This window comes from Paraburkholderia phenazinium, assembly GCF_900141745.1.
GTDB lineage: Bacteria > Pseudomonadota > Gammaproteobacteria > Burkholderiales > Burkholderiaceae > Paraburkholderia > Paraburkholderia phenazinium_B.
In genome coordinates this window covers 1,605,154-1,629,340 of the sequence record NZ_FSRM01000001.1, presented here as the reverse complement: position 1 = coordinate 1,629,340, position 24,187 = coordinate 1,605,154, and the positions used below count along the sequence as shown (strand labels likewise).

Below are 24,187 nucleotides of genomic sequence, written 5' to 3'. Positions count from 1 at the left end.
AGAGCACCTACACGACAACGGACTGCTTCTTGCATCTACTGCTTTACAACGAAATTCCTGACTGCATTTTCAAGCGATGGGCAAAAGCGCCCGATACCACTGCACCACCTGATCGACCGCCTGGTCGACCGACAACGTGGAAGTGTCGAGCAGCTTTGCATCCGCTGCAGGCTTGAGTGGCGCGGCTACACGCTGACTATCGCGCGCGTCGCGTTCACGCAAATCCCGGAGCAAGTCATCTATATTAGCAGAAAAACCTTTTTGGATCAATTGCTTATGCCGGCGAGCGGCGCGGGCCTCGGCGCTGGCGGTCAGAAACACTTTGAGCGCAGCATCCTGGAAGATAACAGTGCCCATATCGCGGCCGTCCGCAACCAGCCCCGGCTCCTTGCGAAAAGCCCGCTGACGGGCCACCAGAGCGGCTCTCACGGGTGCGTGGACGGCAATCGCCGAGGCCCGTTTGCCGACTTCTTCAGCGCGAATCTCGCTTGAAACGTCGACGCCGTCGAGTTGCGCGAGCCCCTCGCGGAACGTGATATGGAGGTCGTCGATCAGTTTGGCAAGGGCGTCGGGATCGTCCACCGCGATGTTGTAGCGCTGGCTGGCCAGCGCGGCGAGCCGGTACAGGGCGCCGCTATCCAGCAGATGGAAGCCGAGATTGGCGGCGACCAGCGCGGCCACGGTGCCTTTGCCGGAGGCGGTCGGGCCGTCGATCGTAATGACGGGCGTCTGGTGAAAGGGACGGGTCGGTTTCATCGAAAAAGTCGCGCGTCAGGTCGATTCGGGTGAATCAAGGTTGGGCCAACGCCGTGAAGCGCTCGAAATAGTCCGGGACAGTCTTGGCGACGCACTTCGGATCGTTGATACGCACCGGCACGCCGCCGAGGCTCACCAGCGAGAAGCACATCGCCATGCGGTGGTCGTCGTAGGTGTCGATGGCGGCGTTCGGCGTCAGTTGCTCCGGCGGCGTGACGGCGATGTAGTCTTCGCCCTCGACGACCTTGGCGCCGACCTTGCGCAGTTCGGTCGCCATGGCGGCCAGCCGGTCGGTTTCCTTGACGCGCCAGCTCGCAATGTTGCGCAACGTGGTCGTGCCGTCGGCGAACAGCGCCGCGACGGCAATGGTCATGGCTGCGTCCGGGATCAGGTTGCAATCCATGTCGATCGGTTCCAGCTTGCCGTGGTCATGACCGACGCCGCGCACCTCGATCCAGTCGTCACCCATCGACATGTTCGCGCCCATGCGGATCAGCGCGTCGGCGAAGCCCACATCGCCCTGGATGCTGGCCCGCCCAACACCTTCCACGCGCAGCGGACCGCCGCCGAGCGCGCCCGCCGCGAGAAAATACGAGGCGGACGACGCATCGCCCTCCACCATGATCTTGCCCGGCGACTGATAGCGCTGCCCCGCCGGCACCGTGAACTGATGCCAGCCGTGACGCTCGACCTTGATGCCGAAGCGCTCCATCAGCTTGAGAGTGATCTCGACATAGGGCTTGGAGATCAGTTCGCCGTCCACCTGAATCACCGTCACGCCGCTTTCCGTGCGCAGCAGCGGCAAGGTCATCAGCAGCCCGGTCAGGAACTGGCTCGATACGTCGCCGCGCACGCGGATCGGTGCATCGACGGCGATCTGGCCTTCGCGAATCCGCAGCGGCGGAAAGCCTTCGTCGCCCTCGTAATCGATCCGGGCTCCGATCTGCCGCAGGCCGTCGACGAGGTCGCCGATCGGCCGCTCGTGCATCCGCGGCACGCCGTGGATGCGATAGCTGCCGCCGTTGACCGCCAGCGCCGCCGTCAGCGAGCGCACCGCCGTGCCGGCGTTGCCGAGAAACAGGTCGGCGGTCTTCGCGGTAAACGCGCCGCGCGTGCCCGTCACGACGCACTCGTCGCCTTCGCGCTTGAGCTTGACGCCGAGCTTCTCGAGCGCGTCGAGCATCACTCGCGTGTCGTCGGAATCGAGCAGGTTGGTGATCGTCGTTTCGCCTTCAGCAAGCGCCGAGAGCAACAACACGCGGTTCGAAATGCTCTTCGAACCTGGCAGGCGAATCGTGCCGGACGCACGGGAAAACGGTCCGAGATCGAGGTATTCCATGATTGAGTCCAGTTCCGGTTATTTCGCGGCGTCGGGGGCAGCGGCTAGCGCCGCGCGCTGTTCCTGCCATTCGGTGCGCGCCTCGCGCGAGCGGGCGAATACGGCCTCGAGCGCGGCGCCGTCCGCGGCCTCGACGGCCGCACGCAACTGCGCAAGCACCGCCGTGTAGCCGTCCAGTTCGTCGAGCAGCGCTATACGGTTCGCTACGCAGATGTCGCGCCACATTTCCGGGCTCGATGCGGCAATCCGCGTGAAATCGCGGAAGCCGCCTGCAGCGAAAGAAAACTTCAGCGCAGCGTCGGGAGAATTGAGAATCTGCTCGACCAGCGCAAACGACAACAGATGCGGCAAGTGGCTCACCGAAGCGAAGACACGGTCATGCTGCGCCGGCGTCATCGCATGCACCGCTGCGCCGGTCGTGCGCCACATGGCGGCGACGCGCTCCACCGCCTCAGGCGGATTCTCCGGCAACGCGCACAGAACCACGTTACGGCCGACGTACAGATCAGGCAAAGCGGCGTCCACTCCGCTCGACTCGCGTCCGGCAATCGGATGGCCCGGCACGAACTGGCTAATCCGTTCGCCCAGCGCGGCGCGCGCCGAGGCAACGACATCGGACTTGGTGCTGCCTGCGTCGGTGACGATGGTAACCGGGTCGAGAAACGGCGCGATCCGTTCGAGCAGCGGCTGGGTCTGTGCCACGGGCGCCGCCAGTAGCACAAAATCCGCGCCGGACAGCGCGGCACGCAGCGCTGCGTCATCCGCGAGCGAGGCCGTAGCGTCGATCACACCGAGTTCGAGCGCCCGCGCAGTCGATGCGGACGAGCGGCCCACGCCAATCACGGTACGCGAGCCTGCCGCATCGCCGCGCTCGCGTAGCGCGCGCGCAAGCGAGCCGCCGATCAGGCCGACACCAAAAATCACCAGCTTGTTAAAAGAAAACCCAGCCACGTCGATCACACAGAAAAGCGCGCCATAGCGTGAAACGCCGGCGCGCGGGTCAAAATCTGACGCTCGGTTTTAACGCCTTGCGCCACCACTCACGCGGGCGCAAGCGTCTTTTCGAGCGCCTTGAGAAACGCTTCGTTTTCTTCCGGCAGGCCGATCGTGATGCGCAGCCATTGCGGCAAACCGTAGTTGCCAACCGGACGCACGATCACACCCTGCTTCAGCAGCGCGAGGTTGACGCGGTTGCCGGCGTCGTCGTCATTGCCGACACGCACCAGCACGAAATTGCCCGACGACGGCACATACTCGAGACCGAGCTTGTCGAATCCTTCCGTCAGACGACGATAACCCTGAGCATTGAGCGCCGCGCTCTTTTCGAGGAACGCCGCGTCGTTCAAGGCTGCGATTGCCGCGGCCTGCGCCAGCGTGTTCACGTTGAACGGCTGACGCAGACGGTTAAGCAGATCGGTCAGTTCCGGTTGTGCAATCGCGAAGCCGACGCGCAGACCCGCCAGGCCGTAGGCCTTCGAAAATGTGCGCGACACCAGCAGGTTCGGATAACGACGCACCCAGGCGATCGAGTCGTAGCGCTTTTCCGGCGCCAGATATTCGGTGTACGCCTCATCGAGCACCACCACGACATTGCGCGGCACCTTGGCGAGGAATGCTTCGAGCGCCGCGCCTTCGATAAAGGTACCGGTCGGGTTGTTCGGATTGGCGACGAAGATCAGACGGGTGTCATCCGTGATCGCGGCCAGCATGGCGTCGAGGTCGTGGCCGTGCTTGACCGCCGGCACGACGATCGCACGCGCGCCCAGACCCTGGGTAGCCAGCGCATAGACCGCGAACGAGTACTGCGCGTAGACGATCGACTGCCCCTTTTCGACAAACGCGTGCGCCGCGATTTCGAGGATGTCGTTGCTGCCATTGCCGAGCGTGATCCAGTCAGCCGGAACATCGTAACGGCCGCTCAATGCCGCCTTCAGCTCGAACGCGTTCGCATCCGGATAGCGGCCCAGTTCACTCGCGGCCTGCACCATCGCACGTTGCGCGGATTCCGGCATGCCGAGCGGATTCTCGTTCGACGCGAGCTTCACGATGTTCGCCTCATCGAGACCGAATTCGCGGGCTACTTCCGAAATCGGCTTGCCGGCGATATAAGGCGCAATCGCGCGCACATAGGAAGGACCGAAAGGGGTTGTCATGAGTATCTCCGGATCGACTATTTGACGTATTGAATAAGGTTCGGCGAGACGTGCGGCCTGGATCTCAACGCGCTTGCGGGTACGAGCCGAGAATCTTCAGGAATTCGGCCATCTCGCCTAGCTCGGCAAGGGCTGCGGCAACCGGAGCATCGTCGCGATGACCTTCGACGTCGATGTAGAAGTAGTACTCCCACGTGCCGACACGCGCCGGCCTCGACTCGAAGCGCGTCATCGAAACACCGTGACGGGCCAGCGGCTCCAGCAGTTTGAACATCGCCCCTGGCTCATTGGCGACCGAAACGATCAGCGAGGTCCGGTCGCTGCCGCTCACGCCGGTCGGCTCTTTGCCGATCATCACGAAGCGGGTGCGGTTGTGCGGATCGTCCTGAATCAGTGCGTGTACGACCTGCAGGCCGTAGCGCGTCGCCGCGCGATCTCCGGCGATAGCCGCAACGCTCGGATCGTCAGCAGCGAGCCGCGCTCCTTCGGCGTTGCTCGACACCGCCTGACGCTCCAGATGCGGCGCATTCGACGCGAGCCAACCCTGGCATTGCGCGAGCGCCTGCGGATGCGCGCACACGCGCGTCACGCCGGTCAGGTCACCGTTTAACGTCAGAAGATTGTGATGGATCGGCAAAGCGAGTTCGCCGCCGATCAGCAATTGCGTTTGCAACAGCAGGTCGAGCGTGCGCGACACCGCGCCTTCGGTCGAATTCTCGATCGGCACGACGCCGAATTCGGCGGCACCTGCCTCGACCGAGCGAAACACTTCGTCAATCGATGGACACGGCACCCCCTCGATCGACTGACCGAAGTACTCGTGCATAGCCTGTTCGCTATAGGTGCCCACCGGCCCGAGATAAGCGGCCTTGATGGTTTTCTCGAGATCGCGGCTCGCCGCCATGATCTCGCGCCAGATGGCGCTGATGTGCTCGCTGGCAAGCGGCCCGTCGCTCATGTCCTGCAGACGCGCGATGACCTGCTGCTCGCGCTCCGGCCGGAACACCGGTGCATTGAAATGCTTCTTGACCTCGCCGACTTCGAGCGCCACCGCCGCCCGCTGGTTGAGCAGGGCGATCAGTTGCGCGTCGAGCGCATCGATGCGCTCGCGCAGCGGTTTGAGTCGTGTATTAAGTTCGTCGTCCATGCGTAAAACGGCTCTGCCGGAAAACTGCGTGAAGGGATGCGCGCACCTGAGCTTCGGCTCAAGCGCTACGCTGTTCGAATTCCTTCATGTACTCGACTAGCGCTTTGACGCCTTCGAGCGGCACCGCGTTGTAAATCGACGCCCGCATGCCGCCGACGGACTTGTGGCCCTTCAGCTGCACTAGCCCGCGCGCTTTCGCGCCGGCCAGGAAATCTTCGTTACGCGTTTCGTCCGCGAGAAAGAACGGTACGTTCATCCGCGAGCGCGAAGCGCGTTCAACCTTGTTCAGATAGAAGGAGCTGGCATCGATGGTGTCGTAGAGGAGCTTCGACTTCTCGATATTGCGCGCTTCCATGGCGGCGAGGCCGCCCTGCTTTTTCAACCACTTGAACACCAGCCCGGCGACGTAGATCGCATAGGTGGGCGGCGTGTTGTACATGGAATTGTTGGCGGCGACGGTTTTCCACTCGAACGCCGACGGGCAAATGCTCATTGCCCGGTCAAGCATGTCTTCGCGCACGATCACCACGGTGACGCCAGCCATGCCGATATTCTTCTGCGCCCCGCCAAACAATACGCCATATTTGGCGATGTCCATGGGACGCGACAGGATATGCGACGACGCGTCGGCGACCAGCGGGATATCGCCCAGGTCGGGAATCTCAAACCGTTCGACGCCGTGAATCGTCTCGTTCGTGCACAGATGGACGTAGGCCGGATCGTCAGACAATTGCCATTCGGCGTACGCCGGAGCACGGGTAAAGCCGTCAGCCGTCTCGCCGCTCGCGGCGACATGCACGGTGCCGTACTTCTGCGCTTCCTTCAGCGACTTCTGCGACCACGAGCCCGTCACCACGAAATCCGCGCGCGGCTTCGAGCCGAACAGGTTCATCGGCACGATGGCGTTTTCGCCCAGCCCGCCGCCCTGCAGGAACAGGATACGATGGCTCGCCGGCACGTCCAGCAACTCGCGCAGGTCGGTTAGCGCTTCCTCGTGGATCGACATGAACTCTTTGCCGCGATGGCTCATTTCCATCACGCTCATGCCGCTGCCATGCCAGTCGAGCATCTCGTCGGCTGCGTGACGCAGCACTTCTTCGGGCATGGCCGCAGGTCCGGCCGAGAAATTAAAGACGCGCATCGTGAAATCCCTGAAGCAGGCGCGCGGTGAGCAAACCGTGAAAATTCGCGCCTGAAAAGAAAATGGCCGTCTGCGCGTGTGCGCAAACGGCCATTATCGCATTGACGCCGCTACCCCGCCAAACCCAGCCGCCAAAACCCGGCGCCGTGAGGCGCCCTGTGGCAAGCCGGTTACTCTTCGGATAGCGACGCGAGCGCCAGCGGTATCAACAAACCCGCTAAGCCCGAGCGACCTGCTTACTTGGTAACCGGCGGCTTGACCGAAGCAACTTCCGAATCGGCTTGAGCGCGCGTTGCCTTGATCGATTGCGGCATGTACTTCTGCATCAGACCGTTCACGACGTCGCGGCCAACCTGGTCTTGAACCTGGATGAACTTGCGGCCCGTCGGGCTCTTGTAGAACGCCGTCAGATCTTTGATTTCCGACGTCGTGTAGTACTTCGCGTAAGCGTCGTACTGAGCTTGCATTGCGTCCTGACGGAACGAATCCGTTGCGAAGACCTGCCCTGCCGAGTCAACCAGCTTCGGCACAGCATTCTTCTGCAGCGTCGGGACGGAAGCCTGCTTCTGCTTGTCCGACATCGTCTTGTTTTCGCTCAAAGCGTCCGACAGGATAGCGGGAACCAGTTGCTTCGCTTGCATTTGCGCGCTGTTACCGATTGCGCCGACGAGCTTTTGCGCGTCGATCGCGTCCAGCAGATCCTTGATGGCAGCCTGCTTGGCCGGATCAACCGGAGCTGCAGCAGCGGTGCTGTTGTCTGCCGGAGCCGGCGTTTGACTTTGAAGCGCCTGCGCCATTGCAAAGGTCGGCACGAAAGCAGCCAGCAACATCAACTGTTTGAATCCTATTTGCATCATTACTCCCTAAGAGAAATTAGTCGAACTGCATGCTGCGTGGACTGCGCATCGGCCCGATGCGCCAGTCTGCGTCCCCGCAGCGTTCACCCTGTACATGATTGCCGGTGCGAATCAGGCTGCTCCGCCCTCTTCACCGCCTTCGTCACCGTCAGCGGGACCTTCGGCGTCACCTTCCACATCAGCTTCGGCCTCAGCAACCTGCTGCAAACCGGAAAGCTTCGTTCCTTCATCAAGACTGATGAGTGTAACACCTTGGGTTGCGCGGCCCATTTCACGGATTTCCGACACGCGCGTGCGGATCAGCACGCCCGTATTGGTAATCAGCATGATCTGGGCTTCGGAATCCACCAGCGTCGCCGCCACCACCTTGCCATTGCGTTCCGACGTCTGGATCGCGATCATCCCCTTCGTACCACGCCCGTGGCGGGTGTACTCGGAGATCGGTGTACGTTTGCCGAAGCCGTTTTCCGTGGCAGTGAGCACTGACTGCTGCTCGTCGCCCGCGACCAGCAGCGCAATCACCTGCTGCCCATCGTCAAGCTGCATGCCGCGAACGCCACGCGCTTCCCGTCCCATCGGGCGCACGTCGTTCTCGTCGAAGCGCACTGCCTTGCCCGAATCCGAGAACAGCATGACGTCATGCTGACCGTCGGTGATAGCGGCGCCGATCAGATAATCACCATCGTCGAGACCGACCGCAATAATACCCTTGCGCAGCGGCCGACTAAAGGCTTCTAGCGGCGTCTTTTTTACCGTTCCTAACGCGGTGGCCATGAACACATATTTGTCGGCCGAGAATTCCTTGACCGGCAGCACCACCGTGATCTTCTCGCCGTCCTGCAGCGGGAACATGTTGACGATCGGCCGGCCGCGCGAGTTGCGCGAGCCCTGCGGCACCTCGTAGACCTTGACCCAGTAGACGCGGCCGCGGTTCGAGAAGCACAGGATGTGGTCGTGCGTGTTGGCAATGAAGAGCGTGTCGATCCAGTCGTCTTCCTTCATGGAAGTCGCCTGTTTGCCGCGACCTCCGCGCTTCTGGGCGCGATATTCCGACAACGGCTGCGATTTCACATAACCGGCATGCGACATGGTCACGACCATGTCCTGCGGCGTGATCAGGTCTTCGGTATTCAGCTCGGTGGCGTTCAGCTCGATCTTCGAACGGCGGGCGTCGCCGAATTCGGCCTTGATCGAGGTGAGTTCGTCGACGATGATCGCCGTAATGCGCTCCGGACGCGCCAGGATGTCGAGCAGGTCGGCAATCTGGGCCATCACTTCGCGGTACTCGCCGATGATCTTGTCCTGCTCCAGACCCGTCAGGCGTTGCAGACGCATCTGCAAGATTTCCTGCGCCTGGGTGTCGGACAGACGGTAGAGACCGTCTGCTTGCATGCCGAACGCGGGGTTCAGCCCTTCAGGACGATACGCTTCCCGACCACCAGCCGAAGCGTTTTCCGTCTCGGCGCGCGCCAACATTTCGCGAACCAGCGACGAGTCCCACGGACGGTTCATCAATTCCTGCTTCGCGATCGGCGGAGTCGGCGCCGCCTTGATGATTGCGATGAAATTGTCGATGTTGGCGAGCGCCACAGCCAGGCCTTCCAGCACGTGACCGCGTTCGCGCGCCTTGCGCAGTTCGTATACTGTGCGCCGCGTCAGCACTTCCCGCCGGTGCGACAGGAAGCAACTCAACATTTCCTTCAGGTTCAGCAGCTTCGGCTGGCCGTCGACCAGCGCGACCATGTTCATGCCGAACGTATCCTGAAGCTGGGTCGCCTTATACAGGTTGTTGAGGATGACCTCGGGCACTTCGCCGCGCTTCAGCTCGATCACGACCCGCATGCCGCTCTTGTCCGACTCGTCGCGGATGTCCGAGATGCCTTCCAGCTTCTTCTCGTTGACGAGTTCGGCGATCCGCTCCAACAGCGAGCGCTTGTTCACCTGGTACGGCAACTCGTCGACGATGATCGACATGCGTTGGCCGCGGTCGATTTCCTCGAAGTGCGTGAGCGCGCGCATCACGACGCGGCCACGACCGGTGTGATAGCCGTCGCGCACGCCGGCGACGCCGTAGATAATGCCGGCCGTGGGGAAGTCGGGCGCCGGGACGATCTCGATCAGTTCGTCGATGCTCGCTTCCGGATTCTTCAGCAGATGCTGACAGGCGTCGACAATCTCGTTCAGGTTGTGCGGCGGGATATTGGTTGCCATCCCCACCGCGATCCCGGACGAGCCATTGATCAGCAGATTGGGGATGCGCGCCGGGAGGATGGCCGGCTCGTTTTCGCTGCCGTCGTAGTTCGGCGTGAAATCGACCGTTTCCTTGTCGATGTCGGCGAGCAGCTCATGGCCGATCTTGGACATGCGGATTTCGGTGTAACGCATCGCCGCGGCGTTATCGCCGTCGACCGAACCGAAATTGCCCTGACCGTCCACCAGCATATAGCGCAGGGAGAAGTCCTGCGCCATACGGACAATCGTGTCGTAGACAGCCGTGTCGCCGTGCGGGTGATATTTACCGATCACGTCGCCGACAATACGCGCCGACTTCTTGTAAGCTCGGTTCCAGTCGTTGTTCAGCTCGTGCATCGCGTACAGCACACGCCGGTGTACCGGCTTCAGGCCATCGCGAACATCGGGAAGCGCACGCCCTACAATCACGCTCATCGCGTAATCGAGATACGAACGGCGCATTTCCTCCTCTAGGGAGATTGGCAGAGTCTCTTTGGCGAATTGATCCATTATCCGTATCTTTTACGTGCGAAGACGATGGCGGGACCATGCCTTCGCGTAGGCGCTGCAGACGCAACGCATCACGCGATTCTAACACGCGAGGCATCCATCCCCGACCGGGGCACGTATACCTATTAGTGGGGAGTGCGCCAGGGGCGCTAGAGAGGCTCCAAAGAAAAGCCCGGCAGAGGCGGGAACAACTCGGGGCGCAAATCCGTTAACAAATCAGGGAACTTTCTGGCGCGAAGCAGGAGCAGGTCCGATTTATGCTGGCCCCTATTCAGCTCGCAGGCATGACTGGCGGGGCAGACTGCTCTCCACCAAAGCTCCTGTTGCGGACGCACCACAATCGGACAGGGGTATGGAAAGGGGGCAGATTTTTTTACGTGGGAAGGGAACGATATGGCAAAATGCCAACGCACAAAGAGTTAGACACTGCTCGAAGTCTACACAGCGCGTTTTTTGTTCCGCACCAATGTTATACTTCGAGCAATGTATGACTTGTCATCGTCAACAAGCTCGCAGTAAACCTGCGGTAATCTCAATTTCGAGAGGAGAAATATGAATAAACTTTCAAAGCTCGCGTTCATTGCAGCTACCGCAGTTGTGGCTGCATCCGCAATGGCACAGTCGGTGCCGGCGTCGCGACAAGCTACGAACGACAACTGGGTGAACGGCACGGGCGAGTACGTGTGGATGAACGGCACGAACGAACTCTGCTGGCGCGATGCATTCTGGACGCCGGCAACCGCTAACGCAAAGTGCGATGGCGCGCTGGTTGCTCAGGCACCGACCCCGCCGGCACCGCCGGCACCGGCTCCGGTTATCTCGAGCCAGAAGATTACGTACCAAGCTGACGCTTTGTTCGACTTTGACAAGGCTATCCTGAAGCCGGGCGGCAAGGAAAAGCTGGATGATCTCGCATCGAAGATCGGTGGCCTGAACCTCGAAGTCGTGGTTGCAACGGGTTACACGGACCGTATCGGTTCGGACAAGTACAACGACCGTCTGTCGCTGCGTCGTGCTCAAGCTGTCAAGGCATACCTGGTCAGCAAGGGCATCGAAGCCAACCGTATCTATACGGAAGGCAAGGGCAAGCGCAACCCGGTTACGACCGGCTGCAACCAGAAGAACCGCAAGGCTCTCATCGCCTGCCTCGCACCGGATCGTCGCGTGGAAGTCGAAGTTGTGGGTACTTCGAAGCAGTAAGCTCCAAATTACCGCAGTATCAAAGCCCCGCTTCGGCGGGGCTTTTTTTATGCCCAAGCGCGTCTGAGGCGTCGAATCTGCGCTGGCTACGGCAGATTCGGTCTCAGGTCAGCGTCGAGCGGCCGACCTGCCCGGGCATTTTGCCGCCCTGTGCCTCGGCCTATATACTCAGGCTTTATCGTCGACACCCGCCCACCCGCTCTCATCAAGGCCCGTATCCGCCATGACCAATGCCGATCCCCACGAACTTCAGAAATTCAGCGATCTCGCACATCGCTGGTGGGACCCGAACGCCGAATTCAAACCGCTGCACGAATTGAATCCGGTCCGGCTGAGCTGGATCAACACCCATGTAAGCCTTGCCGGCAAGCGGGTACTCGATATCGGTTGCGGCGGCGGCATTCTGTCGGAATCGATGGCTGGATTGGGTGCCCACGTGAAGGGAATCGACCTCGCGAGTCAGGCGCTCGGGGTCGCAGATCTTCACAGCCTTGAAAGCGGTGTAACCGTCGATTACGAAGAAATCGCCGCCGAGGCCCTGGCGGCCCGCGAGCCCGGCACCTACGACGTCGTGACCTGCATGGAAATGCTCGAGCACGTACCCGAACCAGCGGCCATCGTTGCTGCCTGCAAGACGCTCGTGAAACCGGGCGGCTGGGTGTTCTTCTCGACGCTCAACCGGAACGTGAAGTCCTACCTGTTTGCGGTGATCGGCGCGGAATACATTGCGCGGATGCTACCCAAGGGCACTCACGACTACGCGCGCTTCATCCGACCGTCGGAACTGGCGGGCTTTGTCCGCGCCGCGGACCTGCACACCGCGGACATCAAAGGCATCGTATATAACCCGCTCAGCAAGCATTTCGCGCTGTCGGACGACACGAGCATCAACTATATGCTCGCCTGCCGCCGCGACGCCTGACGCGCAACGACTCCAACGAACGCATCCATGAGCGACCCCACTCCTCTGCCGCAACGCGAAGACGAAGACGCCTCCATCGGCCTTTGCCAGGCGGTCCTGTTCGACCTCGACGGCACACTCGCCGACACAGCGCCCGATCTGGCCGCCGCCGTCAACAAGATGCGCCACGAACGCGGCCTCGAGATGGTGCCGCTCGACGACCTGCGCCCGCTGGCGTCGGCCGGTGCGCGCGGGCTGATTGGCGGCGCTTTTGGCATAGGGCCGGAGCATCCCGATTACGCGGCAATGCGCGACGAATTTCTCGCCAACTATGAGGCTGACCTTTGCATCGAAACGACACTCTTCCAGGGCATCGACGCCGTGCTCGACGAACTGGATGCACGCGGCGTGCGCTGGGGCATCGTGACGAATAAGGTTGCGCGCCTGACGGAGCCGCTGGTGGCGTTGCTGGGACTCGATCTGCGTGCGGGATGCGTGGTGAGCGGCGATACGACGCCGCACTCGAAACCGCATCCAGCGCCGTTGCTGCACGCGGCGCGCGAACTGGATCTCGCGCCGGAGCGGATCGTCTACGTGGGCGACGACTTGCGTGACGTCCAGGCGGGCTTCGCAGCAGGTATGGTGACCGTGGCGGCTGCATACGGCTACTGCGGTAACGACATTCCTCCGACCCAATGGCATGCCCAACACGTGGTCCGGTCGACGGCAGAACTGCAAAAACTGCTGCGAGAGATCAGCTGACCAAGGCGCCGGAACATTGTCCGATCCAAAGACAGTCGGGACAGGGCTGTCATTCTATTGTAAAATCTACTTTGGCCCAGCAATTTTGGGGCAACAAACCGCGGGGGCGACCTGGTTTCGACAGGGGTTGCGAAGCGGCTAGGGCATACCGAGGACCCGTCACCTCGTTAATCAATGGGAAAAACGTAACTGCAAACGACGATACGTTCGCACTGGCAGCCTAAGGGCCGCCGTCCTCTGCCTAGTTCACTGACGGGCTAGAGTCGCAAGACCGGTAGCAATACCGACAGAGGTCATATACGTCAGTTAAGCCTTGGCGGTGTCACGACGTCCGGGTCGAAAATCTAGTGAATCGCCGTAGTGCAGCGTGTTCGTCCGCGTCGCTGCGGTTAAATCAAATGACAGAACTAAGTATGTAGAACTGGTCGTAGAGTGCTTCTGGACGCGGGTTCGATTCCCGCCGCCTCCACCAGAACACCTGTATCAAGCATCAAGCCGTACGAACAACCCGCGAACAGCCTTGGCTTTCGCGGGTTTTTTCGTTTTGCGCACAATCAACGTACGCTCGGCGAAGCTTGCGGCACGTCAGCCGGCAATAAGAGCGAGTTCACCTGCGCCACTTCGTCTGTTGTCAGCGAAGCGGTCACGTCCTTCAACTGCAACAGCGCCAGCAGGATGTCGTAGCGCGCGTGAATCAGATCGCGGCGGGTCGCATAGAAAACGTCAACGGTCCGCAGCACATCGGAACTCGTCCGGCTCCCCACCCTATAACCCATTTGCGTAGCAGCAACAGCGGCGCGAGATGTCTGCAAGAGTCGCGACAGCGATTCGATCCGAGCCGCGCCCGCGAGAAATCGCGCGCAGTTCTCGCGCGCGGTCCCGCCCGCCTGACGGGTCGCCGACAGCAGTTCGTTTTGTGCCTTATCCTCAAGCGCTGCCGATTCATCGAGCTTCGCTTCCGTCTCGCCGCCCTCGAAGATCGGAATGGAGATCGAGAGCATCGCCGTGGAAGTCGTGGTTGGTCCGCTGTAGCCGGCCGCGGCCCCGGCTGGAGAATGCGTAGCAGTGAGATTAACCGTCGGATAATAGGCGGCACGCGCCTTCTCTACATCGAGTTCGGCAATCCGACGATCAATCTGCTTGAGTTGCACTGCGTAATCGTGCGCTTCCGCTTGCGCGGCCCATGCTTCGCCGTTGTCCGGCTCCAGACGCGGCAATCTTGCTTCGTCCGACAGTCGCGATAGTGCCGAAAACGGTTGCCCAGTGAGTTGCTCAATAGCGATACGCTTTAACAGCAAATCGTTACGCGCATCCGCCAGTTGCAGTTGTGCCTGCTCCATCCCGGCCTCCGCCTCCTGCAGGTCGATCACCGTCGCCTCCCCCGCTGACTGCCTGCGCTGCAGCTGATGCATATGTGCGTCGAGCGCCGCGTTATAGTCAACCGCTCTGGCAACTTCGTCTTCTGCTGCCAGTTCGTCGAAATACGCACGCGCGGCTCGCAAAATCAGCACTTGCTGCGCACGCGCAACTTCAACTACGCCGCGCGCTTCGACAAAACTGGCCTGCCGGTAGGTGGTCCAGCGGCTCCAGTCGAAGATTGGCTGCGTCAAGCTGACGGTCCAGCCGTTCTGCCAGTAAGCGGTGCGAGGCAAGCCGTCGATTGCCGTGCTGTTATAGGCACGCCCCCAACCGCCGCCCACCTGCGGCAGCAAACCGGCCCGCGCCTTGGGCACCGCCTGCTGCGCGGCTCTTGAAGCCGCACGCATCGCGGCAAGGTCCGCGTCATGGTCGCTAGCCTGTTCGACGACCGACAACAGGTCGACCGCGCAAGCGGGGCTAACATGCCCCAACAATGCTGCCATGGCGGCAATCGACGCCGCCAACAACGTCCGCCTATTCATGGTCTGCCACGTGATCGTTCAGCACGCCTCGGTACGTCTCCGGCTGGCGTATTTCACGCAGCAGTTCGCCATCGACCAGCCGGTAGCATGTGTCGAAAGCCGCTGCCAACGACATGTCATGGGTGATAACGACCACGGTCCGGTTGAGCCGCTGCAAAAGCGCGACAACCCGCTGTACAGACGCCGGGTCGAGATTTGAGGTCGGTTCGTCAAGCAGTAACAGTTCGCGCTGTTGATATAGCGCGCGTGCCAACAAAAGACGTTGCCGCTGACCGGCAGAGATATTTGCAATAGTGTCGCTGACGATGGTCCGCGTGCGCATCGGCAATCGCATGACGTCGGCGAGTAGCCCAACTTCGTCAAGCAGCGCGTGAATGCGCGCCTCATCCGCGCTGCCAGCGAAGAGTGAAATATTGTCTGCAATCGAACCGTGCAGGATGAGGTCGCCTTGACGCATGTGCACCGCATGCCGGCGAATCTCGTCGACCGTGAGATTTGGCCACGCAATGCCGTTCAGCGTGATCTCGCCCTCCTGAATCGGCTCAGCGGCGGCAAGCAACTTGAACAGCGTGGACTTGCCGCTGCCCGACGGCCCGGTAATGACGATCTTGTCGCCCTTGCGAATCGTGATGTTCGCACGCATCAGCACCGGCTGATCCGATATGCCATAGCGGAACGTGACGTCTCGCACGTCGATCTGCTGGAAGGTCTGAACCTCTACCGTTTTAAGCGTATCGCTCGCGGGCGTATAGCGCTCCGGTTCGCAGTCGACGATATCGCCAACCCGCGACACTGGCACGCTGAGCATGAAATATTCAAACGCCGCATTGATCGAGCGTGCAAATCGCTCCGAGAGCAACGACTTGTAAATCAGGAAAGAATAAAAAACGCCTACCGATATGACACCACCCAGCATGAGCCGTGCGGCAAACCACGTAATAGCCAGCGTTTCCACATAGCTAACGAGCTTAAGGATCGCATCGCGTACGCTGGAGAGCCGGCTGCTGTGGACCGTTGCTGCAATAAACGCGCGGTACTTCGCCATGAACATGGCCGTGCGTCGCACTTCGCCTTGCGATAGCTTGATGAGCGAGGCGGCCCGTATGGTCTCGAAGATCGTGTCATCGCAGCGCGCCGTTTCTTCGAGCACGAGCGCATGCGTGTCGCGCATGCGGGAAAAGAGCAAGAGAGAAATCGCGGCATAAAGCAGGAAAAGCCCGACGGCGATCGCGGTCAGCAGCCGGCTTTGTATCAGCATCAATGCAAGCGCGAGCATGCCAACGGCTATATCGATGCCCAGCGAGATGAATGTTCGCGTACAGAAAGCGCTGATTTCGTCCTGTGCCTTGATGCGCGCGAAAAGATCCCCAACGTGCCGCTTTTCAAAGTAAGAAAGCGGATTACGCAAAAGATGCGCCATCAGACCTTCGGCCATGTTCATCTGCACAAGTCCGTGCGCCAGTTCAACCAGGTAACCCTGGGTGTACTGACTCAAGGCGCCCACCATAAAAATCACGCTGAACGTGACGATGAGCACATTCAGGAGATTTAGGTTATCTGCGGCGACGACGTTGTCGAGCACGAGGTTGCCCAGATAGGGCATGGCCAGGATCGCGCTCTGACTGCCGAGCGCGATGAACATCACCTTCAGGATCTGCGCCCGCAATTGCGGGTTCAGCAAGCGCACCCGCTCGAGCGCTGCCGGAACGCGCGACCGTTCGCGCAGCCGCGGCAGGGCCGGGGTCGGCGAGCATTCCAGCATGTAGCCGGAAACGTTGTTGACGAAGGTTTGCATCGACACGCGACGCCGGCCGCTCGCCGGATCGATCACCTGCACATAACCACGTCCCAGCTTTTCGAAGACGACAAAGTGGGCCCCGCCAAAGTGAAGGATTGCCCCCCGCTTGATCTCTGTCAGGTGGGAGGCGTCGAACTGGTACGGCTGCACCGCCAGACCGAACTCGGTCGCCACATCGTATAGGTCCATCAACGTCAGCCCGTTGGCGGAGATGGGCCTATGCGCTTGCAACTCGCGAACTTCGGTTGCGCGACCAAAATGCGATAACACCATCGCGAGACAGGCGTAGCCGCATTCGGCCACCTCGTTTTGATAGATTGCGCGCACCTTAGCCTCGCAGAATGCGGAAAAGCGGCTCGAGTACCCACTCGGCGATCGTCCGGCGTTCGACGACGATGCTTGCTGTGCCAGTCATGCCCGGAAGAATGTCGAAACGTTGCCGGCCGAATTCGAACTGGTTGCCGGCGAGGGTGGCCCACGCCATGTAGTCGCCGTCCGGCGCACTCGCTTCAGATGCACCGGTCGGCGACATGGTTGAATGCACCGTCGTGCGGGAGATTGAATCGATGCGAGCCTCGTAACTGCCGAAGCGGGCATACGGAAATGCATCGAGCTTGAGGCGGACTATCTGGCCCTCGCGTACAAAGCCGCGCCGCCGTGATGGAATACGTAGCGCGGCACGCAGGCCGCCGCCTTTGCGTGTCGTGATCACGAGCGCGACGTCCGACGGAGTCAGCGTACGACCGGGCACGAGATCGGAATACGTGACGACACCCGCTTCGGGCGCAGAAATCGTAGTGTTCTGGCGGTTCTCCTCGAAGCGAATGCGGATGTCCTGAATGTCGCGAGCCTGCCGCGCGTCCAGTTCGTTCAACTGCGCCTCGAGTTCTGTTTGCGAGGTTTTCGCGGTGGCCCGCTCCGCAAGCAACTGCTGACGCCGGGCGGCGCCCTGTGCAACCACCACGCGTGCCTGATGCGTGTCTGCCCGCGCCTGCTCGATCCGGTCTGCGGTGACGTAGTCCGATACCGATTCGAGTCGCGTCAGCTTGCGGCCGGACTCTTCCACCAGTTCCCGGTTCTGCGCGATCTGCTCGTCGATTGCACCCAGTTCGGCGCTACGGCTTTGCTCCGTTAGCCGTGCATTGTCGAGTTGCACCGTGAGTGCAGCCCTGCGTTGGCTATATTGCGCTTCAACTGCATGAGTCTGCTCGTCGCGCATGGCGGCATCGAATAGCGGGCGCCGCTGACCGTCGCTCGCCAGTGTGAGATCGCGCTCGAGCCGGAACAACGGCGTACCCGGAACCACACGATCGTTGTTATGCACATAAACGTCCGCAACGAGCCCACTCATTCCCTGAACCTTGACGTCAGAAGGCGAGACGATTTCGGCGCGCGCGTCCTGCTTGAGTTCCACTTCGTACACAAAGGAGAAAGCAATCGCCGCAATGAGAATCGCCGACGTTGTATAGCCAATCCAGCGGGACGAAATGTCCCTGAATTGCGGTAGATTGATAGGTTCCATAAACTGTTCTTGTCGACCCGAGCCAACTCTACGTGTCCCGATGTCATCCGCATGCCGTGCGCCGAAAAATGTGCGCACAGCCGAAGATGCGTGTTACTTGCTCGCCGCGAACCCATACATTGACGGGTGCCCCACCACGAGCGAATGCTCGCAGTTATCTGTCAACGCTTTTTCGATGTATCCGGCCAACTGTTGCGGCGCATCCGGATGAGTCAACGATACCGGCGGCAGTAGTTCGCCCCTGAAGCGTCCACGTTCAAACCGAAGATAGAACGGGAGCAATAACGCATCGAATTGCGTGCCGAGACGAAACACACCGTTGTGAATCCGGGCAGCGCGTCCGAACATCGATACGCCGACGGTCTCCATCGGAAAGCGATGAAGCGCATATGGCGGCACATCGGCAAACAACACTGCCACACCGCTGCGTTTGAGTGCCCGCGCGAGGCGTAAGCCGAGCCCGTTCCGATTGTCTTCGCCGTACGTGTAGAGCACCTGGACGCCAGGTATCTGCGCGTGGTCTTCGCCGTAGATGTTGCGCGGAACACCCGACACCACGGCGATCGACGCTAACCCGAGAAGCTCCCGCATTTCGTCGATCACGTAAATGTTGGCGTACTGCGATACGTAATGAAACGGGGACACGAAGATCGGCTTCCCCGGGCTGGCGGCCTGCAATCGCCGGATCTGGTTCGCCAGTTCGTTTGCGACAGTCTGGAGGTCCGGCCAGGCTTCGGTGCCTCGCAGAAGCCTGCCGAAGTAAATCCGTTGGTCGATCAGCCGCTCGCGCACGCCTGTCGTGGCGACGCTACCCGTATCAAGGGGCGCGCTGCCGGCAACGCCGCGGGCAAACTCACAACGCTCTGCACCGCGCCAGCGAGCACCCGAATCAAAGAGTGCCTGGACACGCCAGGCCGTTGCAGTCACAGGCGCAATAGCAACCAGGGGGAGTTGGGCAATCAACGCACCCTTCACCCGAAAGAACTGGCGCGAGACGAAATTTCCAAGCAACGCCGGCCATCTTGCAAGTCTTGCGAAATCGATGTTCATGCGAAAGGCGGGAGATCGCCCGATCAGGACGACCTCCCGCCACACCATCAATTACACGCCGCGGCCATTGCTAACCGGGGCTGCCGGCTTCGACGACGAGGACTGGCAGCAGCACTTGCAGCAACCACCAGCAACAGCGGACTTGGCGAGCGCGGAACGATCGATTTTTTGCATGGAAAACCTCTATAAATAAAGTTATTAAAATTGCCCAAGACGATTACTACTCATTTTTTGAGCGAGGCGAATCCTAGCATAAAAGTTCGGAGGCATTGATCGATACAAATACATTTTAACAAACCGGCATCAATATTAATCAGCCGTGATTTTTCTTAAAAAAGGCTTTCTATGGAATTAGATACACCTATAAAAATCAATGCTTTAGAAATAAATCCATTGAAACGCACGCAGAAAGCCCGGGCAACCCCATCAAAGTATTTGACGTTGGTTTCAGAATTTTCCATCTCCAAAAATGGAAAATTCAACGGCATCGAAATAAATAATCTTATAAAGTGGACTGCATTTCTGACAGTTGCCGGAAAAGCCCGCTATTAGAAATGCGTTCCTGGAGAAGTCAAACACAGACACCAGATCCGTTTCCCCGCGGGTTGCTACGTTGGCTTATGGGCCGTCCATGGGAAATGCGCCCGAAGCGATTCCCAACCGCCTCGCTCGCAAGGAGCCAGCGGATGTCGTCATCATGGTGGCTTACGCGCTCGACAAGCTGATCGCCGAGGGCAAAGTGATGCCCGGTTCGCGGGTCAAACTGGCCGATTCGCGCATCGGCATGGTAGTTCGCGCCGGAGAACTCAAGCCGGATATCGGCAGCGTGGAAGCGTTCAAAAAGACCTTGCTGGATGCAAAGTCAGTGGCGTATTCGGATAGCGCGAGCGGCGTCTATATCGGGAATGAGCTCTTCGAGAAGATGGGCATCGAGGCCCAGATGAAACCGAAGGCCACGATGGTCCCCAAGATCCCGGTAGGCTCGGTCGTCGCCAAGGGCGACTATCAACTCGGCTTTCAGCAGGTGAGCGAGTTACTGCCGGTGCCTGGTACCGAGTTCGTCGGCAAGATTCCGGAGTCGCTGCAGTCGGTCACGCGTTACGCAGCCGGTATCCCGGTGGGTGCAACCCATCCACGCGAAGCCAGACAGTTTCTCGATTTTCTCGCCTCGCCCGAGGCTGCGCCCGACGTCGCCAGCACCGGCCTCGATCCGCCCGCCGCACACTAGAGCGTCGAGGCCACGACAGCCTAAGCTATCAGTCGTCCGGGCACTGCAGATTGCAGCCGTCCGGATCACCCAGGTCGCCCTTTTTACGCATCTCCGATTTCTTGTCAGACTGAAATTTCTTCGTCGGCGCCGAAGCGGCAAACGGCATCTGCGGGTGCTCCTGCAGATGGAATTCATCGCTCAGAATGCCACCCGGCACGCCCGGCGAATTCTGTGCAAAAGAGATCGAGACAGTGGCAAACAGCGCGCCGACCGTAGCCGCCACAGCACAAACTTTGAGTAGAACGTTCATATCGATCCAGCGCGGCGGGCCGCGCAGTTGAGGCTAAACCGTAAGGCTCAAGAGTATCGCATACGCCACGGCCGCGCAGCGGTGCCCCGGTTTCACCTTGTTACTGCCGCTTACGCTGGCACCGGACCGAGTCCGTCATCGAGATTCAGCAGCACACCACAGTCCTGCGGATCGTATCCTTCCAGCCGGGCCACACCGCTTTTGAAGGCAACGCTGCGCAGCATTTCAATCACGGTCGCAAGCGGCGCACGTTCCAGTTGCGCCCGATTGCACGCGAAGTAATAGTCCTCGTCGACGATCGGCACGAATTCCAGCCCGAAGTGATGGGCCGCCGGCTCGACGCCGAAGCCCACATCGGCCATACCGCTGGCCACAAAGGCGGCGATCGCGGAATGCGTCAGCTCGGTCGATGCATAGCCGTTGACCCGATCGGGATCCACGCCCACGCGACGCAACGCCAGATCGAGCAGCATGCGTGTGCCGGAGCCCGGCTGCCGGTTCACGAAGCGGATGTCGTCACGCGCAAGATCGCGCAATCCGCTGATCCGTTTCGGGTTGCCCTTCGACAGAAACAGCCCCTGTTTCCGCTGTGTCAGATGAACCAGCACATGGCGCTCGGGATCAAGCCAGCGCCGGTAGGTATTCGCGCACACCGCACGGAATTCGCCGCGAGGAAGGTGAAAGCCAGCCAGATCGCACTCGCCTCGCGCCAGCGCTGTGACTGCGTCGGCACTGTCGCGATACTTGATTTCGACCGGCACTTCGTCCGCGACAAGCGCAGTGACAAGCGCCGCCACCGCGTAGCCGTGCGAAGCATGTATCCGCACATCGTCGGCGGGGGGTGCGAGCCAACGGTTCAGATCGCTCGCCACCTCGCTTGCCAGCGCGCGCATATTGCCGTCGAGCCGTTCGCTACAGAGACGCTGCGCCCGCAACACGGCCTGGCCGAGTTCCGATAGCACTGAGCCGCGCCCGCGCTCCTTGGCGATCAGCGGACCGCCCAGGCGTTCTTCGATACTGCGCAGCAAACCCCAGGCGTGACGGTAGGACAAACCCTTAAGCGTCGCAGCCTGGGCAATGCTGCCTGCTTCGTCGACGAGCGCCAATAACTGCACGACATCCGTCAGGCTGGCTTCGCGGCCGTCCGGGTCGCGGACGACCAGCTGTGCATGACATTCAATCCTGATCATATATGTCGTTCTGCTTCCTATTGCGAAAGGCCCTTCACCCGCCTATCGTTCGACGTATACACACGAAACGAATGAAGCATACGTGCACACTTTATGAAATACAAGTGCATATTAGACTTCGGAGGAGCCCCCCACTTTGGACGATTCCAACGCAATCGCACCTGAGCAACTGGTGCAGCGTCACGCACTCCCCGGCCGCTCTCTGCTGGCTGTGCTGCACGCCATCCAGGACGAGCTTGGCTTTGTGCCTCCCGCTACCGTCGCGCCGCTTGCGCGGGCGATGAACCTGTCGCGGGCGGAAGTGCATGGCGTGCTCACCTACTACCACCACTTCCGTACTCGCGCGGCCGCGCCGGTCACCGTACAACTGTGCCGCGCCGAGGCTTGCCGCAGCATGGGCACCGAGGCGCTGGCGCAGCACATCGAAGCGCGCACCGGGTGCCGCTTCGACGCCGAACCGCGGCATGGCGAGCATGCGGTCGTCGAACTCGAATCGGTGTATTGCCTCGGTCAATGCGCGCTGTCGCCGGCGTTGACGATCAACGGCACGTTGCACGCAAAGCTCACATCGTCGAAGTTCGACGCACTGCTTGCCGCTGAGGTGAAACGCGTGGAGGAAACGGCATGACGCGCATCTACGTTCCTCGCGATTCAGCCGCGCTTGCACTCGGCGCCGATGCGCTCGCCGATGCGATTGCACGTGAAGCAGCGCAGCGCGGTATCGCCATCGAACTGATCCGCAACGGCTCGCGCGGCTTGCTGTGGCTCGAGCCACTTGTCGAAGTCGCCACACCGCGCGGACGGGTCGGCTATGCCAACGTCGACGCAGCTGATGTCGCATCGTTGTTCGACGCGGGATTCGTTGACGCGAGCTTCGACGGCAGCGCTCATCCGCGCCATGTGGGCATCGTCGACGAGATTCCGTATCTGCAGAAGCAGCAGCGTTTGACCTTCGCGCGCATCGGCATCACCGATCCATTGTCGACCGACGACTACCTCGCGCATGGCGGCCTCGAAGGTTTGAAGCAGGCCCTCGCCGCCGATGGCGACGCCGCCTGCGAAGCGCTGATCGAATCAGGTCTGCGCGGCCGCGGTGGCGCGGCGTTTCCCGCCGGCATCAAATGGCGCACGGTGCGCGGTGCAAAAGCGGCCCAGAAGTACATCGTCTGCAACGCAGACGAAGGCGATTCCGGCACGTTCTCCGACCGCCTCATCATGGAGAGCGATCCGTATGTATTGATCGAAGGCATGATCATCGCGGGGATCGTGACGGGTGCGACGCTAGGCTACATCTACGTACGCAGCGAGTATCCGCATGCGATCGCGACGCTCGAAGCCGCTATCGAACGCGCGCGCGACGCCGGCTGGCTCGGCGACAGTGTGCTCGGCTCCGCTCACCGCTTCGAACTCCAGGTCGCCAAAGGCGCCGGCGCTTACGTCTGCGGCGAGGAAACTGCGCTGCTCGAATCGCTCGAAGGCAAGCGCGGCATCGTAAGGGCCAAGCCGCCCGTGCCGGCCCTGGTGGGTCTGTTCGGACAGCCAACGGTCATCAACAACGTCATCACGCTCGCCACCGTACCGATTATCTTCGCCCGCGGCGCGGCGTTCTATAAAAACTTCGGCATGGGCCGCTCGCGCGGCACGCTGCCGTTCCAGCTCGCTGGCAACATCAGACAGGGCGGCCTCGTGGAACTCGCGTTCGGCGTGACGCTGCGCGAATTGATCTACGACTACGGCGGCGGTACCGCAAGCGGTCGGCCCGCCCGCGCCGTGCAAGTAGGCGGCCCGCTCGGCACTTATCTGCCTGAGAGCCAGTGGGGCATTCCGCTCGATTACGAAGCGTACGCCGCGGTCGGCGCGGTCGTCGGCCACGGCGGCATCGTGGTGCACGACGATACCTCGAATCTCGCGGAACTGGCGCAATATGCCATGCACTTCTGCGCGCTCGAATCGTGCGGCAAATGCACACCGTGCCGGATCGGCTCGACGCGCGGCGTCGAAGTAATCGCACGAATTCGCAACGGCGATACGTCGACGCGCCAGGTGCAATTGCTGCGTGACCTCTGCGACACGATGGTGTCGGGCTCGCTCTGCGCGATGGGCGGTATGACGCCCTACCCGGTGCTGTCCGCACTCGACCATTTCCCCGAAGACTTCGGTCTCGACGCCGTCCAGCCCAACGCGGCGGCGGCCTGATCATGGAGCCCA

At 60.9% G+C, this 24,187-nt stretch carries 20 protein-coding genes, 1 other RNA gene and 1 pseudogene; 8 read left to right on the top strand and 14 right to left on the bottom strand.

The features are described 5' to 3' along the window. Positions 1–69: 69 nt before the first annotated feature. The 8 genes from cmk to gyrA form a co-directional block, all read right to left on the bottom strand. On the bottom strand, positions 70–756 hold the full coding sequence (cmk, locus tag BUS06_RS07600; protein WP_074263724.1) for a (d)CMP kinase: 687 nt from the start codon (positions 754–756) through the stop codon (positions 70–72). 34 nt (positions 757–790) lie between these two features. Continuing rightward, a complete protein-coding gene (gene aroA / locus BUS06_RS07595) occupies positions 791–2,095 on the bottom strand; it encodes a 3-phosphoshikimate 1-carboxyvinyltransferase (protein WP_074263723.1) in 1,305 nt (434 codons plus the stop codon). An 18-nt stretch (positions 2,096–2,113) separates the two neighbouring features. Further along, positions 2,114–3,055: a prephenate dehydrogenase gene (locus BUS06_RS07590; RefSeq protein ID WP_074263722.1), complete on the bottom strand. Its 942-nt coding sequence runs from the start codon at positions 3,053–3,055 to the stop codon at positions 2,114–2,116. Positions 3,056–3,135: 80 nt separating this feature from the next. Then, entirely contained in the window at positions 3,136–4,248 is a 1,113-nt protein-coding gene (gene hisC / locus BUS06_RS07585; RefSeq protein ID WP_074263721.1) for a histidinol-phosphate transaminase, read from the bottom strand. A 64-nt stretch (positions 4,249–4,312) separates the two neighbouring features. Next, positions 4,313–5,395, bottom strand: coding sequence for a prephenate dehydratase (gene pheA / locus BUS06_RS07580; protein WP_074263720.1), 1,083 nt, complete (start codon positions 5,393–5,395; stop codon positions 4,313–4,315). Positions 5,396–5,453: 58 nt separating this feature from the next. Beyond that, entirely contained in the window at positions 5,454–6,536 is a 1,083-nt protein-coding gene (gene serC / locus BUS06_RS07575; RefSeq protein WP_074263719.1) for a 3-phosphoserine/phosphohydroxythreonine transaminase, read from the bottom strand. Between the two features lie 236 nt (positions 6,537–6,772). Continuing rightward, the gene (locus BUS06_RS07570; RefSeq protein WP_074263718.1) at positions 6,773–7,390 is read right to left on the bottom strand and encodes a DUF2059 domain-containing protein; all 618 of its coding nucleotides are present in this window, start codon (positions 7,388–7,390) and stop codon (positions 6,773–6,775) included. Positions 7,391–7,504: 114 nt separating this feature from the next. Then, on the bottom strand, positions 7,505–10,135 hold the full coding sequence (gene gyrA, locus BUS06_RS07565; RefSeq protein ID WP_074263717.1) for a DNA gyrase subunit A: 2,631 nt from the start codon (positions 10,133–10,135) through the stop codon (positions 7,505–7,507). Between the two features lie 552 nt (positions 10,136–10,687). On the opposite strand from gyrA, the gene ompA reads away from it, so the two are divergent. The 4 genes from ompA (at position 10,688) to ssrA (ending at position 13,470) form a co-directional block, all read left to right on the top strand. Beyond that, positions 10,688–11,335, top strand: coding sequence for an outer membrane protein OmpA (gene ompA, locus BUS06_RS07560; RefSeq protein ID WP_074263716.1), 648 nt, complete (start codon positions 10,688–10,690; stop codon positions 11,333–11,335). 223 nt (positions 11,336–11,558) lie between these two features. Next, entirely contained in the window at positions 11,559–12,257 is a 699-nt protein-coding gene (ubiG, locus tag BUS06_RS07555) for a bifunctional 2-polyprenyl-6-hydroxyphenol methylase/3-demethylubiquinol 3-O-methyltransferase UbiG (protein WP_074263715.1), read from the top strand. Between the two features lie 27 nt (positions 12,258–12,284). Beyond that, positions 12,285–12,998 (top strand): HAD family hydrolase, encoded by a 714-nt coding sequence (locus BUS06_RS07550; RefSeq protein ID WP_074263714.1) that lies wholly within the window; start codon positions 12,285–12,287, stop codon positions 12,996–12,998. Between the two features lie 102 nt (positions 12,999–13,100). Continuing rightward, positions 13,101–13,470, top strand: a transfer-messenger RNA (tmRNA) gene (gene ssrA / locus BUS06_RS07545). An 82-nt stretch (positions 13,471–13,552) separates the two neighbouring features. On the opposite strand, the gene BUS06_RS07540 is transcribed toward ssrA, so the two are convergent. From BUS06_RS07540 to BUS06_RS07525, 4 genes are all read right to left on the bottom strand, one after another. After that, positions 13,553–14,899 carry a TolC family outer membrane protein gene (locus BUS06_RS07540; RefSeq protein WP_074263713.1) on the bottom strand — a complete coding sequence of 449 codons (1,347 nt, stop codon included), beginning with the start codon at positions 14,897–14,899 and terminating at the stop codon, positions 13,553–13,555. Further along, on the bottom strand, positions 14,892–17,024 hold the full coding sequence (locus BUS06_RS07535; protein ID WP_074263712.1) for a peptidase domain-containing ABC transporter: 2,133 nt from the start codon (positions 17,022–17,024) through the stop codon (positions 14,892–14,894). Before BUS06_RS07535 ends, BUS06_RS07540 begins: the two co-directional genes overlap by 8 nt. Position 17,025: 1 nt before the next feature. After that, positions 17,026–18,219 carry an HlyD family secretion protein gene (locus BUS06_RS07530; protein WP_074263711.1) on the bottom strand — a complete coding sequence of 398 codons (1,194 nt, stop codon included), beginning with the start codon at positions 18,217–18,219 and terminating at the stop codon, positions 17,026–17,028. Positions 18,220–18,312: 93 nt separating this feature from the next. After that, positions 18,313–19,269 carry a lysophospholipid acyltransferase family protein gene (locus BUS06_RS07525; protein ID WP_074263710.1) on the bottom strand — a complete coding sequence of 319 codons (957 nt, stop codon included), beginning with the start codon at positions 19,267–19,269 and terminating at the stop codon, positions 18,313–18,315. Between the two features lie 345 nt (positions 19,270–19,614). Between BUS06_RS07525 and BUS06_RS37355 the strand changes: the two genes are divergently transcribed. Further along, on the top strand, positions 19,615–19,821 hold the full coding sequence (locus BUS06_RS37355; protein WP_143787473.1) for a hypothetical protein: 207 nt from the start codon (positions 19,615–19,617) through the stop codon (positions 19,819–19,821). A 61-nt stretch (positions 19,822–19,882) separates the two neighbouring features. Beyond that, positions 19,883–20,497: pseudogene (locus tag BUS06_RS07515) on the top strand (substrate-binding domain-containing protein); the annotation flags it as partial. A gap of 28 nt (positions 20,498–20,525) precedes the next feature. On the opposite strand, the gene BUS06_RS07510 reads toward BUS06_RS07515, so the two are convergent. Further along, a complete protein-coding gene (locus tag BUS06_RS07510; RefSeq protein ID WP_074263708.1) occupies positions 20,526–20,789 on the bottom strand; it encodes a hypothetical protein in 264 nt (87 codons plus the stop codon). Positions 20,790–20,899: 110 nt separating this feature from the next. Beyond that, positions 20,900–21,979, bottom strand: coding sequence for a substrate-binding domain-containing protein (locus BUS06_RS07505; protein WP_074263707.1), 1,080 nt, complete (start codon positions 21,977–21,979; stop codon positions 20,900–20,902). A gap of 136 nt (positions 21,980–22,115) precedes the next feature. On the opposite strand from BUS06_RS07505, the gene BUS06_RS07500 reads away from it, so the two are divergent. Together BUS06_RS07500 and BUS06_RS07495 are read left to right on the top strand one after the other, a co-directional pair. Then, positions 22,116–22,607, top strand: coding sequence for an NAD(P)H-dependent oxidoreductase subunit E (locus tag BUS06_RS07500; protein ID WP_074263706.1), 492 nt, complete (start codon positions 22,116–22,118; stop codon positions 22,605–22,607). After that, on the top strand, positions 22,604–24,175 hold the full coding sequence (locus BUS06_RS07495; protein ID WP_074263705.1) for a formate dehydrogenase beta subunit: 1,572 nt from the start codon (positions 22,604–22,606) through the stop codon (positions 24,173–24,175). The genes BUS06_RS07500 and BUS06_RS07495 overlap by 4 nt, the downstream gene beginning before the upstream one ends. Positions 24,176–24,187 lie beyond the last annotated feature (12 nt).

Bases quoted from the DNA above. Each gene is read 5' to 3' on its own strand.
- cmk (WP_074263724.1), bottom strand. From the start codon at position 756: ATGAAACCGACCCGTCCCTTTCACCAGACGCCCGTCATTACGATCGAC.
- aroA (WP_074263723.1), bottom strand. From the start codon at position 2,095: ATGGAATACCTCGATCTCGGACCGTTTTCCCGTGCGTCCGGCACGATT.
- hisC (WP_074263721.1), bottom strand. From the start codon at position 4,248: ATGACAACCCCTTTCGGTCCTTCCTATGTGCGCGCGATTGCGCCTTAT.
- pheA (WP_074263720.1), bottom strand. From the start codon at position 5,395: ATGGACGACGAACTTAATACACGACTCAAACCGCTGCGCGAGCGCATC.
- serC (WP_074263719.1), bottom strand. From the start codon at position 6,536: ATGCGCGTCTTTAATTTCTCGGCCGGACCTGCGGCCATGCCCGAAGAA.
- BUS06_RS07570 (WP_074263718.1), bottom strand. From the start codon at position 7,390: ATGCAAATAGGATTCAAACAGTTGATGTTGCTGGCTGCTTTCGTGCCG.
- gyrA (WP_074263717.1), bottom strand. From the start codon at position 10,135: ATGGATCAATTCGCCAAAGAGACTCTGCCAATCTCCCTAGAGGAGGAA.
- ompA (WP_074263716.1), top strand. From the start codon at position 10,688: ATGAATAAACTTTCAAAGCTCGCGTTCATTGCAGCTACCGCAGTTGTG.
- ubiG (WP_074263715.1), top strand. From the start codon at position 11,559: ATGACCAATGCCGATCCCCACGAACTTCAGAAATTCAGCGATCTCGCA.
- BUS06_RS07550 (WP_074263714.1), top strand. From the start codon at position 12,285: ATGAGCGACCCCACTCCTCTGCCGCAACGCGAAGACGAAGACGCCTCC.
- BUS06_RS07540 (WP_074263713.1), bottom strand. From the start codon at position 14,899: ATGAATAGGCGGACGTTGTTGGCGGCGTCGATTGCCGCCATGGCAGCA.
- BUS06_RS07530 (WP_074263711.1), bottom strand. From the start codon at position 18,219: ATGGAACCTATCAATCTACCGCAATTCAGGGACATTTCGTCCCGCTGG.
- BUS06_RS07525 (WP_074263710.1), bottom strand. From the start codon at position 19,269: ATGAACATCGATTTCGCAAGACTTGCAAGATGGCCGGCGTTGCTTGGA.
- BUS06_RS37355 (WP_143787473.1), top strand. From the start codon at position 19,615: ATGGAATTAGATACACCTATAAAAATCAATGCTTTAGAAATAAATCCA.
- BUS06_RS07510 (WP_074263708.1), bottom strand. From the start codon at position 20,789: ATGAACGTTCTACTCAAAGTTTGTGCTGTGGCGGCTACGGTCGGCGCG.
- BUS06_RS07505 (WP_074263707.1), bottom strand. From the start codon at position 21,979: ATGATCAGGATTGAATGTCATGCACAGCTGGTCGTCCGCGACCCGGAC.
- BUS06_RS07495 (WP_074263705.1), top strand. From the start codon at position 22,604: ATGACGCGCATCTACGTTCCTCGCGATTCAGCCGCGCTTGCACTCGGC.